We start from the raw sequence: 13943 nt of genomic DNA on the forward strand, positions 1-13943 counted from the left end.
GGTCCGCGGTGGGGGGTGCGTCAGGTGGTGTCAGCCGCGGGTGGTGTGGACGCGATGACGTTCTCCCTCGTGCTCGCCGCGCTCGGGCTGACGCTGGCGGTCCTGGTGCGAGCCCGGCCGCGGTGGGGGCTCGTGGCCTTCGTCGTCGTGCTGTGCTTCGTCCCGCCGTGGCTCGGCATCAACCTCTACGTGTTCGTGGCGCCGCTGACCCTGATCGCCGCGGTCATGGTGGTCGCGCTGTGGCGGGGTGACCTCATCCCGCTGCGGGTCTACGACGGCGTGTTCGCCATGACCCTGGGCGTCATCGTCGCGTGCTTCATCGGCGGCTACGTCGACCTCATCCAGACCTTCGGCGCGGTGGTGGGGTGGGGCGTCCCGTACCTGGCGGGGCGCGTGGCCGGTGCGCGGGTCGACGCGCCCTTCGTCGCCGGCACCATCGCCGTGCTGTTCGGCGTGGTCGCGGTGCTCGCGATCATCGAGTTCGTCACGAGCCACAACGTGTTCGTCGGGCTGCACTCGTCCAACCCCGCGTACGCCCGCTGGAGCGGCATCCGCATCCGCGGCGGGGTGCCGCGCGTGGAGGGTGCGTTCGGCAACTCGATCGCGCTCGGGGCCTCCCTGGCGATGGCCGTGCCGTTCGCATGGACCAGCCGCCTGCCCGCCCCGCTCAAGGCCCTCATCCTCGCGGCGATCGGCACGGCCTCCGTGCTCACGTTCAGCCGGATCGGCATGGGCTGCACGGCGTTCGCGGTCCTGCTGTGCCTCACGGTGCTGCGCGGGTCGGTGTCCCGTACCTTCCGCGGCTGGACCACGGTGGTGGCGATCGTCGCGGTCGCGGTCGCGGCGGTGTTCGCCGGCGACGTGTTCTCGAGCGCGGGCCAGGAGGCCGAGGGGAGCGCGGAGTACCGCAGCAATCTGACGTCGCTGGTGCCGGCGATGGACTGGATCGGGCAGTCGGCGATCTCGACCCGGGACGCGGGCGGGACCACCAGCTACGGCGCGTTCGAGTCCATCGACAGCGCGATGATCCTGGTGGGCCTGAACTACGGGATACTCCCGCTGCTCGTGCTGCTCACCAGCGCCGTGGTGGCCGTCGTGGCGCTCGTGCGCCGCTATCGCAGCGCGGCGCTCGTGAGCGTCGTCGCGCTCATTCCCGGGCTGACGAGCGTCGCGTTCATCACCCAGTTCACCGCGTTCTTCTGGTTCGTCGTCGGGCTCGCCGTCGCGCAGACCGTCCAGGTGCCGTCGTCGCGGAAGCCCCTCGACGAATCTGCACCACTTCCACCCGCCGTCGCGGCGGTCGCGGGCGACGGCGGGGCACCGCGCAATGGTTCAATCGTCGGATCGCCGAGGGAGGAGGGGAGGTCACGTGTCGCTGGTCGAGTTCTTGAGGACAGCCCGTAAGCACTGGGTCTGGGTGCTCGTGCCCACTCTCGCCCTGGCGACCCTGGTGGGTTACCTCTCGTGGAGCTCCACGCCCACGTACCGGGCGTCGGCGAGCGTCTACGTGGCGCTCAGCGCCGGAGACACCGCGCAGGACCTCAACCAGGGCGCGAACTACACCCAGGGGCAGATGCTGTCCTTCGCGCGGCTCGCGACACTGCCCGTGGTGCTCGACCCGGTCATCGAGGAGCTCGGGCTGGAGACCACCGCGCGGCGGCTCGGACACCGGATCGCCGCGGCCACCCCGCAGAACACCTCGATCCTGACCATCTCGGCGACCGGCACGGATCCCGAGGCGACGGCGGCGCTCGCCAACGCCGTCGCGCGCAGCGCCGCGGACGCCATCGAGGACCTCGCGCCCTCGTCGGCCAGCGGCCGCAGCACCGTCGAGGCGACCATCGTCGACAAGGCCGAGGCGCCGCAGCAGCCCTTCGCGCCCAACACGCGCCGCAACGTCCTGGCCGCCCTCTTCGCCGGCCTGCTCCTGGGCCTGATCGCCGGCTACCTGCGCGAGGTGCTGGACACGCGCGTCCGACGTCCCGAGGACGTCGAGAAGGCGATCGACGTGCCGGTCGTCGGGACGCTGCGCACCGTGCGCCGCGGCGAGGCGCAGGTGGGCCCGCTCGCGGCCGTGCTGGCCGGTGGCCCGCAGGCCGAGGAGTTCCGCCGCATCCGCACCAACCTGCAGATGATCGGGCGCGTCGGGACGCCCAAGTCCTTCGTCTTCTCCTCCGCCGTGGCCGGCGAGGGCAAGTCGTACACCTCGATCCGGGTCGCGGCCTCGTTCGCCGCGGCCGGCGACCGTGTGCTGCTGATCGACGCCGACCTGCGTCGCCCGACCGTCGCCGACCAGCTGGGCCTCGAGGGGGCGGCGGGCCTGACCGACGTGCTGGTGGGGCGCGCCACGTTCGACGACGTCGTCCAGGACGTCGGCTCGGCCGGCCTGCGGGTTCTCGCCTCCGGCGTCATCCCCCCGAACCCGAGCGAGCTGCTCGCCTCCCGCGAGTTCGAGGACCTGCTCGCATCCGCCGCCGGAGAGTTCGACGTCATCATCGTCGACGCGCCGCCCCTGCTCCCCGTCGCCGACGCGGTGGTCATCTCCCGCCTGAGCACGGGCCTGCTGCTGGTCATCGACGCCTCCAAGGTGCGCCGGGCGCAGATCCGCAAGGCCGTGAGCTCCGTGCGGCTGGGCGGCGGCCGGATCGCCGGCTCGGTGCTCAACCGCGCGAAGGTGGCGGCGGCCGAGAGCTACGCCTACGTGCGGACGACGGGCGGCAGCTCGCGGCGCAAGCGCGGACGCGGCACGAAGGCCCAGCACGTGAACCGGCCGGTCCCGCCGGAGCCGGTCGCGACGACGAGGCCGATCTCCGATCCCGCGGCTTCGTCGGCGCGCGGCGCGGACGCGGTCGGCGCCGCCGTGGTGGCTGCCTCGGCCGTTCCCGCGGGCGCCAAGCAGCCTGTGCCCCCGGCCGTCGACGTCACGGCCAACCGGACCGAGGCGGCGGACGCGGGGACCCTCTCCGCGGCCGACGAGGCGTCCCCGGAGCCAGGGGCGGACGCCGCTGCCGACCCGGCGGTCCCGGGTGACGCGCAGCAGCAGGAGCAGCCGGAGCACGACGCGCAGCCGCGCGAGGAGGCGCAGTCGCAGGGTGACGCGCAGCTGCACGACGACGCGCGCCCGTTGCAGGACGACGACCACGGCGCTCCCGTCCTCGAGGACCCGAACCTGCCGGAGCCCGTCGCGGCGACCGATGCCGTCGGCGCGCCGCCGGCGAGCGACGGCCGAGCGAGCAGCGACGCGCACGTCGAGCGCCCCGACGCCTCGGGCCCGGAGACGCCCTCCGTACCGACGCCCGTAGCCTGAGACGCGTCTCACCCGGCATTTCATCCGGTTCTGGGGTGTTTTGCCCGGCGCGTTCCCTCTAGCGTTGCAGCGTCATCGAGGCCGCCACCGGGCGGCCTCACGGGGCACTGGGGGAGTCCGCATGGTCGATCGGGTCGTGGGGTACGCGCCCGGCGCGTACGACCTGTTCCACGTGGGGCACCTCAACATCCTGCGGCACGCGCGCGAGCACTGCGACTACCTCATCGCCGGGGTCGTCAGCGACGAGATGCTGGAGCTCGCGCGTGGGCGGCGTCCGGTGGTCCCGCTCGCGGAGCGCATGGAGATCGTGCGGCACATCGCGTTCGTCGACGAGGTGCACGCCGAGGTGCTGCCGGACAAGCTCGACACCTGGTCGCAGCTGGGATTCGACGTGTTCTTCAAGGGCGACGACTGGCGGGGCACCCCCGCGGGCATCGACCTCGAGGAGCGCTTCGGCGCGGTCGGCGTCCGCGTCGTCTACTTCCCGTACACGATGCACACGTCCAGCACGGCGCTGCGCCGCGCGCTGGCACTCCTCGACGGCTCCGAGCGCCCGGCCGAGGAGGCCGTGCTCTGAGCCTCACGGCGCCAGGAGCGGCTCCAGCCGTGCCTGGAGCTCGGGCGCGAGGCTGCGCACGTACGTCGTGGCCAGATGGCCCGCGTCGCGCATGTGCACGGTGGTCGACGTGGCCGCGGGGCACGTGTCGTCGCACAGCACGTCGGTGAGGTCGATCGGCACCGCGGCGGCCGAGTGGTCCAGCGCTGCCGCCTGGATCGGCTGCCCGGACCTCGCCAGGGCCGTGCCGGTGTCCACGGAGCAGACCGCCAGGTCGTCGAGGTGGCGCGCCACGCAGTCGGGCACGTCGAACTCGAAGAGCGGGTTGTCGACGAGCACGGCCACCGTGGTGTCCGCCGTGGAGAGCGTGTCCCACGTCGACGACAGCCCTGCGGCGAGCGCCGGGAGGCTCGCGTCGCGGTCGTCCTGCACGCGTCCCGCGACGCGGTAGGCGCCCGTCTGGCTCGTGACCACGAGGTCGGGCGGGTCCGCGACGAGCCGCTGGGTGACCGCGTCGACCCAGCGGCTGCACGCCGCGTCCGGGCGGCCGGTCGAGTTGTCGGCGACGTCGACGTCGGCGTACAGGCACGCGCTCTTGACGTACGTGCGCAGCTGCCACCCGTCCCGCTCGGCCAGCAGGCGCAGCGCGGGCTCCCACTGCGCGGCGTGCGAGTCGCCCACCAGGGCGACGACCGTGGACGAGTCCGCGTCGCCATAGGTGCACGACAGCGGGCGCGCATCCGACGACGTGGGCTGGCAGCCGTCGCCGTAGGTGTCGGGGATGTCGTCGGCGATGGTCCAGAGCTGGGCCTCGAGCGTGCCGCTGCGCGGCGCCGCGCGGTCGACGGCCATCGCCGAGGCGATGCCGATCGTGACGCACAACGCGCCCACCGCCAGGGACCGCGTGGTGCTGCGGGCCAGCGCGGGCGAGTGGTGCAGCGGCTGCTCGACGAGGCGGAAGGTCAGCCACGCCGGGACGAAGGAGAACGCCACGACGGCGAGGCCAGCCGGCCAGCCGAGCTGCCCCTGGCGGCCGCCGAACCACGCCGCCGCGACCACGAGCAGGGGCCAGTGCCACAGGTACAGGGAGTAGGAGAGCCCGCCCACCCACTGCGCGCCGGGCAGCTCGAGCGCGGGGACGGCCGCGCGCGTGGCGCCGATCCCCGCGGCGATCACGGCCGCGGTCGCGAGCGTGGGGAGGGCGGCGGCGTAGCCGGGGAAGGGCGTGTGCTCGTCCATGACGACAGCGGCGAGGACGATGCCGATCAAGCCGGAGGCCGCCAGCGCGACCCGGACACGCGCGGACAGGCCGGTGAGGCGGGCTGCCACGACCGCGAGGAGCGCGCCGACGCCGAGCTCCCACAGCCGGGTGGGCGTCACGAAGTACGCCCGGGCCGGCGACCTGTCGGTGAGCACCACGGAGGCCAGCACGGACGGCACGATGATCACGAGGATGCCGACCGCGATCGCCCGGCGGGACACGGGACGGTGCCGCCGCAGCACGTGCAGCACCGCCAGCAGCGCGACGAGCGTGAGCGGCCACACCACGTAGAACTGCTCCTCCACGCCCAGCGACCAGAAGTGCTGGACGGGGCTGGCGGCCGCGCCCTGCGAGAGGTAGTCGACGGACCGGCGGGCCAGGAGCCAGTTCTCGACGTACAGCGAGCTCGCCAGCAGGTCCTGGGCGGTGGTGTTCCAGCGCGTGACCGGCAGCACCAGCAGCGTGAGTGCTGCGACCGTCGCGAAGACGACGGCCGTCGCCGGCAGGAGCCGACGCATCCGCCGTGCGTAGAAGGCGCCGAGGCGCAGGCGGCCGGTCCGGTCGATCTCGCGCAGGATCAGCCCGGTGATGAGGAACCCGGAGACGACGAAGAAGACGTCGACCCCGACGTACCCGCCGCGCAGCCAGGGGACGCCCGCGTGGTAGACGAGGACCAGCAGCACGGCGAGCGCCCGCAGCCCCTGGATGTCCGGGCGGTGCCGGGTCCGGGCGACCTCGGGCGCGGTGACCGCGGGGGCCAACGACGTCACAGCAGACCACCCCTGCCCGAGTTGCCCGTTTTGGTCCGGCGTGGAGCAACTGTAGCCAGCACGTCCCGCCGGGGGAGCGGGCCGAGCGGGTGATTGTCCGCCGGCGTCGCCGGTGTCAGGGGCGCCTCGTAGACTGCGAGCACCCCGCCTCGGTGACGAAGTCGGGGTGTTCGTGTTGCCCCGCTCCTGATGTGAGGACCCTTTCGTGGACCTGTCCGGCCTCCTGTCCGCCCTCCTCGCCGACCCCGCCGCCGCGCAGGCGCTCGACCACGTGGTGGCCCGGGGCGAGCTGGACGTCGTCGGCCCCGCGGGCGTGCGGCCGCCGCTGCTCGCGGCGATGGCCCGCAAGCGCCCCCTGGTGGTGACCACGGCCACGGGCCGCGACGCCGACGAGCTGGCCGACGCGCTGCGGTGCTACCTGCCCTACGACGACGTCGCGGTGCTGCCCAGCTGGGAGACGCTGCCGCACGAGCGCCTGAGCCCGCGCAGCGACACGGTCGCCAAGCGCGTGGGCGTCTTCCGCCGGCTCGCGCACCCGGCCGAGGACGGCCACACCGGCCGGATCCGCGTGCTGGTGATGCCCGTGCGGGCGCTGCTCCAGCCCGTGGTGGCGGGGCTCGGCGAGCTCGAGCCGGTGGAGATCCACGTGGGCGACCGCGTGAACCTCGACGAGGCCACACAGCGGCTCGCGGACGCCGCCTACCAGCGCGTGGACATGGTGGAGAAGCGTGGGGAGTTCGCCGTGCGGGGCGGCATCCTCGACATCTTCCCGCCCACGGAGGACCACCCTCTGCGCGTGGACCTGTGGGGTGAGGACGTCGAGGAGATCCGCTGGTTCTCGGTGGCGGACCAGCGCAGCCTCGAGGTGGCGGACCACGGCGTGTGGGCGCCGCCCTGCCGCGAGATCCTCCTGACCGACGAGGTGCGCCGGCGCGCCAAGGACCTCGTCGAGCAGCTGCCGGGCGCGGTCGACATGCTGGACAAGCTCGCCCAGGGCATCGCGGTCGAGGGCATGGAGTCGCTGGCGCCGGCCCTGGTCAGCGACATGGTGCCGGTCCTGGACCTGGTGCCCGACGACGCGCTGCTGGTGCTCGCGGACCCCGAGCGCGTGCGCCGGCGCGCGCACGACCTGGTGGCGACCACCCAGGAGTTCCTCGAGGCGGCGTGGACCAGCGCGGCGGCCGGCGCCCGCACGCCGCTCGACCTGTCGGCGGCGAGCTTCGCCAGCTTCGCGGAGGTCCGGGCGCTCGCGGAGGTCCGCGGGCTGGGCTGGTGGACGCTCTCCGGCTTCCACATGGACGCCGAGGCGGCCGAGGAGATGGTGGAGGACGCGCACACGCTCGTGGTCGGTGCCCGGGACGTGGAGCGCTACCGCGGCGAGGTCGACCGCGCTGTGTCGGACGTGCGCGAGCTGCAGAAGGCCGGCTGGCGCCTGGTCCTGGCCACCGAGGGGCACGGGCCCGCGCAGCGGATGACCGAGCAGCTCAAGGCGGCGGACGTGCCGGCGCGGCTCGTGGGCAGCATCACCGAGGACCCGGACGGCGGCGTCGTGCTCGTCGTCCCGGCCCCGGTCGGACCCGGCTTCGTGGCCGAAGAGCTCAGGCTCGCGGTCTTCTCCGAGTCGGACGTCACGGGCCGCACGGGCAGCAGCACGCGGGACATGCGCAAGATGCCGAGCCGTCGCCGCAACGTCGTCGACCCGCTTCAGCTGCGCCCCGGCGACTTCGTGGTGCACGAGCAGCACGGCGTGGGCCGGTTCGTGGAGCTGGTGCAGCGGACGGTCGGCACGGGCGCCAACGCCGCGACGCGCGAGTACCTGGTCATCGAGTACGCGAGCAGCAAGCGCGGCCACCCCGGCGACCGGCTCTACGTGCCCAGCGACCAGCTCGACCAGGTCACCAAGTACGTGGGCGGTGAGGCGCCGTCGCTCAACAAGATGGGTGGCAGCGACTGGGCCAAGACGAAGGGCCGGGCGAAGAAGGCGGTCAAGGAGATCGCCGGCGAGCTCATCCGCCTCTACAGCGCGCGGATGGCCACGTCGGGCCACGCCTTCTCGCCCGACACCCCCTGGCAGCGCGAGCTGGAGGACGCGTTCGCGTACGTCGAGACCCCCGACCAGGCGGCCACCATCGACGAGGTCAAGGCGGACATGGAGAAGTCGATCCCCATGGACCGGCTGGTGTGCGGCGACGTCGGCTACGGCAAGACCGAGATCGCGGTACGCGCCGCGTTCAAGGCCGTGCAGGACGGCAAGCAGGTGGCCGTGCTCGTGCCCACCACGCTGCTGGTCCAGCAGCACCTCGACACGTTCACCGAGCGCTACTCGGCCTTCCCCGTCACGGTCCGTGCGCTGTCGCGCTTCCAGACGGCCAAGGAGTCCAAGGCGGTCGTCGACGGGCTCGCCGACGGGTCGATCGACGTGGTCATCGGCACGCACCGGCTCATCACGGGCGAGATCCGGTTCAAGGACCTGGGCCTCGTGGTGATCGACGAGGAGCAGCGCTTCGGCGTCGAGCACAAGGAGACGCTCAAGGCGCTGCGCACCAACGTGGACGTGCTCGCCATGAGCGCGACGCCCATCCCGCGCACGCTCGAGATGGCGGTCACGGGCATCCGGGAGATGTCGACGCTGGCCACGCCGCCCGAGGAGCGGCACCCGGTGCTGACGTTCGTGGGGCCCTACGACGAGAAGCAGATCACCGCCGCCATCCGGCGCGAGCTGCTGCGCGAGGGGCAGGTGTTCTTCGTGCACAACCGCGTGGAGTCGATCGAGCGCACGGCGTCACGGCTCAACGAGCTGGTGCCGGAGGCCCGGATCGCGGTCGCGCACGGGAAGATGGGCGAGCACCAGCTGGAGCAGGTCATCGTCGACTTCTGGGAGAAGCGGTTCGACGTGCTGGTGTGCACCACCATCGTGGAGACCGGCCTGGACATCTCCAACGCCAACACCTTGATCCTCGAGCGCGCGGACATGCTCGGCCTGTCGCAGCTGCACCAGCTGCGCGGTCGCGTGGGCCGCGGGCGCGAGCGCGCGTACTCCTACTTCCTGTACCCCCCCGAGAAGCCGTTGACCGAGACGGCGCACGACAGGCTGCAGACGATCGCGGCCAACACCGACCTCGGCGCGGGCATGGCGGTGGCCATGAAGGACCTCGAGATCCGTGGCGCGGGCAACCTGCTGGGCGGCGAGCAGTCGGGGCACATCGAGGGGGTCGGCTTCGACCTGTACATCCGCATGGTGGGCGAGGCGGTCGCCAACTTCCGCGGGGACGCCCCCGAGGAGCTGCCCGACGTCACCATCGAGCTGCCCGTCGACGCGCACATCCCGCACGACTACATCGCGCACGAGCGGCTGCGCCTCGAGGCGTACCGCAAGATCGCGGCATCCACGGACGGCGCCGCGCTCAGCGAGGTCCACGCCGAGCTCGTCGACCGGTACGGCCCGGTCCCGGACGCCGTGACCAACCTGTTCGAGGTCGCCCAGTTCCGTCAGCACATCCGCACCGCGGGCCTCACCGACGTCACCGCGCAGGGCAAGTTCGTCCGGTTCGCGCCCGTGGACCTGCCGGAGTCGGCGCAGCTGCGGCTCAAGCGGCTGTACCCGGGCTCGGTGCTCAAGCCGGCCGTGCGCTCGGTGCTCGTGCCGTTCCCCACGACGGCCCGGATCGGCGGCAAGCCGCTGCACGGCAGCGCGCTGCTGACCTGGTGCCGGACGCTGGTCGACGCCGTGATCCGGGGTGACGTCTCCGCCGCAGCGGGTGTCGGGACGGCGCGCTGACATCGCAGCCGCAGGCCCTACGATGGCGGCGATCGACGAGCGACGACGCGGGAGGTCCAGCGGTGACGAAGGCACGACGGATCAGTTCTCTGGTCCTGGTCCTGACAGCGGGCGCGAGCCTGGCCGCCTGCTCGTCACACCCGGGCTCGGCCGCGGTCGTGGACGGCCGCTCGATCTCGCCGACGGCCGTGCGTGAGGTCCAGACCGAGGTGGGCGACTACCTGCAGGACAAGAGCACGCCGGCCATCCTCACCATGCTCGTGCAGGAGCAGGCGGTCATCGACTTCGCGGCGAGCCATGGCGTGGGTGCCTCGGAGGAGGACGGCGACAAGCTGCTCGAGTCGGTGTCGTCGCAGTCGGGCGTGAAGGACGCGCACTTCTCGGACGCGTCGCGCGGCGTGGCGCAGTTCTCGGTCGCCTACTCCAACATCGCGGCCTTGCAGGACGACGACGTCATGACCCAGCTCACCGACACGCTCAAGGGCCTGCACGTCGCGGTGAACCCGCGGTTCGGCTCCGGCAGCACGGCGGAGCGCGTCTCGGCGCCGGTGCCGTGGCCCTGGATCAGCGCGGCCCGGTGAGCACGGCCCCGTGAGCACGGACCAGTGAGCTCGGCCCGATGAGCAGCGACCCGCTCCGGGAGCTGGTCGCGGTCATGGACCGCCTGCGTTCGCCCGGCGGGTGCCCCTGGGACGCCCAGCAGACGCACCGGACCCTCGCCCCGTACGCGATCGAGGAGGCGTACGAGCTCGCCGAGGCCGTCGAGCACGACGACCGTGCGGGTCTGCGCGAGGAGCTCGGCGACCTCCTGCTGCAGGTGGTGTTCCACGCGCGGCTCGCGCAGGAGGACGCCGACGAGCCGTTCGACGTCGACGACGTCGCCGCCGACCTGACCGCGAAGCTGGTCCGGCGGCACCCGCACGTCTTCGCCGACGCGGAGGCCACGGACCTGCACGGGCAGTGGGACCGCATCAAGGCGACGGAGAAGGGCCGCGAGTCGGTGTTCGACGGCGTGCCGCTCGCGCTCGGCGCCCTCGCGCGGGCCCAGAAGGTGGCGGGTCGAGCGCAGCGGGCGGGCCTCGAGGCGCCCGCGCCGGGCGACGATCTCGGTGGTCGGCTCCTGGCGCTCGTGCTCGAGGCACGGGCGCAGGGACTCGATGCGGAGGGCGAGCTGCGCCGCACGGCCCGCTCGTGGGAGCAGCAGCTGCGCGCGGTCGAGCGGGCGGACCATCGGTCCCGGGAAACATCCGAATAGCAGAAGAACCGCAGATCACCGCGGCCCGGACGTCCCGAGGTGCTCGTCGGGCGGCTCGGTAACCTCGGCGCACCAACCCCCACCAGGAGGTACGCGTGACCACGATCGGCATCCCGCGCGAGACCCGCCCCGGCGAACGGCTGGTGGCGGCCACGCCGAGCAGCGTGACCAAGCTGGTGGGGCTGGGCTACGACGTCGTGGTCGAGCGCGGGGCGGGCGCGGCGGCCACGTTCGCCGACGAGGACTACGCGACCGCGGGTGCGACGCTCGTCGACAGCGCGTGGGACGCCGACGTCGTCACCGCGGTCAACGCACCCGACGACGAGCGCGTCGCGGCCATGGGGCGCGGTGCGATCCTCGTGGCGATGCTCGCCCCGGCCGCGCACCCGGAGCTGGCCGAGCGGCTCCGCGAGCAGGGGGTGACGGCCCTCGCGCTCGACGCCGTGCCTCGCATCTCGCGCGCGCAGAGCCTCGACGTGCTGAGCACGCTCTCGAACGTGGCCGGGTACCGGGCGGTGATCGAGGCGGCGGAGCAGTACGGCGGGATGTTCGGGGGCCAGGTCACGGCGGCCGGCAAGACGGCCCCGGCCCGGGTGTTCGTGATCGGAGCCGGCGTCGCCGGCCTCGCGGCCATCGGTGCCGCCGACTCGCTGGGAGCGCAGGTCCGCGCCTTCGACGTGCGGCCCGAGGTGGCCGAGCAGATCGAGTCGATGGGCGCCACGTTCGTGCGCGCGCAGGCCGCCCAGCAGCAGGTGAGCACGGACGGCTACGCGAGCGCACTGACCGACGAGCAGGGTGCGGCCACCGCGGCGGTGTACGCGCGCGAGTCGGCGGAGGCCGACATCGTCATCACCACCGCGCTGGTGCGGGGGACCGCGCCCACCACGATCACGGCCGAGATGGTCGCAGGGATGCGGCCGGGATCGGTCATCGTCGACCTGGCGGCCTCGGGTGGCGGCAACTGCGAGCTGACCGTGCCCGGCGAGCGCGTCGTCACGCCCGGGGGCGTGACCATCGTCGGGTGGACCGACCTGGCCGGGAGGCTCCCGCGGCACACGTCGCAGCTGTTCGCCACCAATGTGGTGCATCTCCTGCAGCTGCTCACGCCGGGCAAGGACGGCGTCGTGGTCCTCGACCTCGACGATCCCGTGCAGCGCGGCATGACCGTCGCGCACGACGGAGCGCTCCTGTGGCCGCCGCCCCCCGTGGCGGTCTCGGCCGCCGCGCCGGCGCCCGCGCAGACGCCGGCGGCGGCGCCGCCCGCGCCGGTCGACCCGCGACCGGCCGCCCGACGCCGGCTCGTGGGATACGCGCTCGCGGCCGTGCTCGTCACGCTCGCCATCTCGTTCGCCCCGTCCGCGTTCCTGGGCCACGCGACGGTCTTCGCCCTCGCGGTGTTCGTGGGCTACTACGTCATCTCCAACGTCAGCCACGCGCTGCACACCCCGCTCATGGCCCAGACCAACGCGATCAGCGGCATCATCCTGGTCGGTGCCCTGCTGCAGATCGGCTCGGACGACGCGCTCGTCACCGTCCTCGCGTGCGTCGCCGCCGCGCTCGCCAGCATCAACGTGTTCGGCGGGTTCCTCGTCGCCAACCGGATGATCCGCATGTTCCGGAAGGACGCCGCATGACGCTCGAGAGCCTGGTCCAGGCGGTCTACCTGCTCGCCGCCGTGCTGTTCGTCCTGTCGCTGGCCGGCCTGTCCCGCCAGGAGACCGCCCGCCGCGGCAACGCGCTCGGCATGGTCGGGATGGCGCTCGCCATCGCGGCCACCATCGTGCTGGCCCTCGACCGCTCGGAGCGCTCGGCCGTGGTCACCGCGGTCCTGGTGGCGCTGGTGCTGCTGGTGGGCGCCGTGGTCGGGACGCTGCGCGCGCGCAGCGTGGAGATGACGCAGATGCCCGAGCTCATCGCCATGCTGCACTCGTTCGTGGGTGCCGCCGCGGTGCTCGTCGGCTACAACTCGTTCCGCACGGAGCCGGCCGACGCCGTGCACCTCGTGGAGGTGTTCCTCGGAGTGCTCATCGGCGCCGTCACGTTCACCGGCTCGGTCGTGGCGTACCTCAAGCTGTCGGGCCGGATCTCGTCCGCCCCGCTGTCGCTGCCCGGCCGCAACCTGCTCAACCTGGGCGCGCTCGTCGGCTCCGCGGGCCTGCTGGCGTGGTTCCTGGGCAGCCACTCGGTGGCTCCGCTGCTGCTCATGACCGTGGTCGCGCTCGCGCTGGGCTGGCACCTCGTCGCATCGATCGGGGGTGGCGACATGCCCGTCGTCGTCTCGATGCTCAACTCGTACTCGGGCTGGGCCGCGGCCGCGGCCGGGTTCATGCTCGGCAACGACCTGCTCATCGTCACGGGCGCGCTCGTCGGCGCGTCCGGCGCGATCCTGTCCTACCTCATGTGCCGGGCCATGAACCGCTCGTTCAGCAGCGTGATCCTGGGCGGCTTCGGTGCGCCCGAGGGCCTGGTGGTGGCCCGCTCCGAGGAGGACGGGGAGCACCGTGAGCTGGATGCGGCCGGCGTGGCGGCCCTGCTCCGCGACGCGCGATCGGTCGTCATCACGCCCGGTTACGGCATGGCCGTCGCCAAGGCGCAGTACCCGGTGGCGCAGCTCGTGGCCCGCTTGCGCGCGTCGGGCGTGGACGTGCGGTTCGGCGTGCACCCCGTGGCGGGCCGGCTGCCGGGGCACATGAACGTGCTGCTCGCCGAGGCCAAGGTGCCGTACGACATCGTGCTCGAGATGGATGAGATCAACGCCGACCTCGCCGACACCGACGTCGTGCTCGTCATCGGGGCCAACGACACGGTCAACCCCGCGGCGCTCGACGATCCCTCCTCGCCCATCGCAGGCATGCCCGTGCTCGAGGTGTGGAAGGCCGGGCAGGTCGTCGTCTTCAAGCGGTCGATGGCGACGGGGTACGCCGGGGTGCAGAACCCGCTGTTCTTCCGGGACAACACCGCGATGCTGTTCGGCGACGCGCGCGAGCAGACCGAGCAGATCGTCGCGGCGCTGTGA

At 73.0% G+C, this 13943-nt stretch carries 9 protein-coding genes; 8 read left to right on the forward strand and 1 reads right to left on the reverse strand.

Annotation, left to right across the window (positions count from 1 at the left end; genetic code table 11):
- Positions 1–54: 54 nt before the first annotated feature.
- The 3 genes from QRT05_RS05080 (at position 55) to QRT05_RS05090 (ending at position 3884) form a co-directional block, all read left to right on the forward strand.
- Positions 55–1404 (forward strand): hypothetical protein, encoded by a 1350-nt coding sequence (locus QRT05_RS05080; RefSeq protein ID WP_289445856.1) that lies wholly within the window; start codon positions 55–57, stop codon positions 1402–1404.
- On the forward strand, positions 1370–3307 hold the full coding sequence (locus tag QRT05_RS05085; protein ID WP_289445857.1) for a polysaccharide biosynthesis tyrosine autokinase: 1938 nt from the start codon (positions 1370–1372) through the stop codon (positions 3305–3307). The genes QRT05_RS05080 and QRT05_RS05085 overlap by 35 nt, the downstream gene beginning before the upstream one ends.
- 121 nt (positions 3308–3428) lie before the next feature.
- Positions 3429–3884, forward strand: a complete 456-nt coding sequence (locus tag QRT05_RS05090; protein WP_289445858.1) for an adenylyltransferase/cytidyltransferase family protein — start codon at positions 3429–3431, stop codon at positions 3882–3884.
- 3 nt (positions 3885–3887) lie between these two features.
- Here QRT05_RS05090 and QRT05_RS05095 read toward each other — a convergent pair whose 3' ends face one another.
- Complete coding sequence (locus tag QRT05_RS05095; protein ID WP_289445859.1) at positions 3888–5894, reverse strand: acyltransferase family protein; 2007 nt, start codon at positions 5892–5894, stop codon at positions 3888–3890.
- A 205-nt stretch (positions 5895–6099) separates the two neighbouring features.
- Here QRT05_RS05095 and mfd point away from each other — a divergent pair, with 205 nt between their 5' ends.
- The 5 genes from mfd to pntB all read left to right on the forward strand — a co-directional run bounded on the left by mfd (position 6100) and on the right by pntB (position 13943).
- Positions 6100–9672: a transcription-repair coupling factor gene (mfd, locus tag QRT05_RS05100; RefSeq protein WP_289445860.1), complete on the forward strand. Its 3573-nt coding sequence runs from the start codon at positions 6100–6102 to the stop codon at positions 9670–9672.
- A gap of 62 nt (positions 9673–9734) precedes the next feature.
- Positions 9735–10253, forward strand: coding sequence for a hypothetical protein (locus QRT05_RS05105; protein ID WP_289445861.1), 519 nt, complete (start codon positions 9735–9737; stop codon positions 10251–10253).
- Between the two features lie 38 nt (positions 10254–10291).
- Positions 10292–10927 (forward strand): MazG family protein, encoded by a 636-nt coding sequence (locus tag QRT05_RS05110; RefSeq protein WP_289445862.1) that lies wholly within the window; start codon positions 10292–10294, stop codon positions 10925–10927.
- 95 nt (positions 10928–11022) lie between these two features.
- Positions 11023–12561, forward strand: coding sequence for a Re/Si-specific NAD(P)(+) transhydrogenase subunit alpha (locus QRT05_RS05115; protein ID WP_289445863.1), 1539 nt, complete (start codon positions 11023–11025; stop codon positions 12559–12561).
- Positions 12558–13943 (forward strand): Re/Si-specific NAD(P)(+) transhydrogenase subunit beta, encoded by a 1386-nt coding sequence (pntB, locus tag QRT05_RS05120; protein WP_289445864.1) that lies wholly within the window; start codon positions 12558–12560, stop codon positions 13941–13943. Before QRT05_RS05115 ends, pntB begins: the two co-directional genes overlap by 4 nt.

The organism is Cellulomonas edaphi, assembly GCF_030362815.1.
GTDB lineage: Bacteria > Actinomycetota > Actinomycetes > Actinomycetales > Cellulomonadaceae > Cellulomonas > Cellulomonas edaphi.

Bases quoted from the DNA above. Each gene is read 5' to 3' on its own strand.
- QRT05_RS05080 (WP_289445856.1), top strand. From the start codon at position 55: ATGACGTTCTCCCTCGTGCTCGCCGCGCTCGGGCTGACGCTGGCGGTC.
- QRT05_RS05090 (WP_289445858.1), top strand. From the start codon at position 3,429: ATGGTCGATCGGGTCGTGGGGTACGCGCCCGGCGCGTACGACCTGTTC.
- QRT05_RS05110 (WP_289445862.1), top strand. From the start codon at position 10,292: ATGAGCAGCGACCCGCTCCGGGAGCTGGTCGCGGTCATGGACCGCCTG.
- pntB (WP_289445864.1), top strand. From the start codon at position 12,558: ATGACGCTCGAGAGCCTGGTCCAGGCGGTCTACCTGCTCGCCGCCGTG.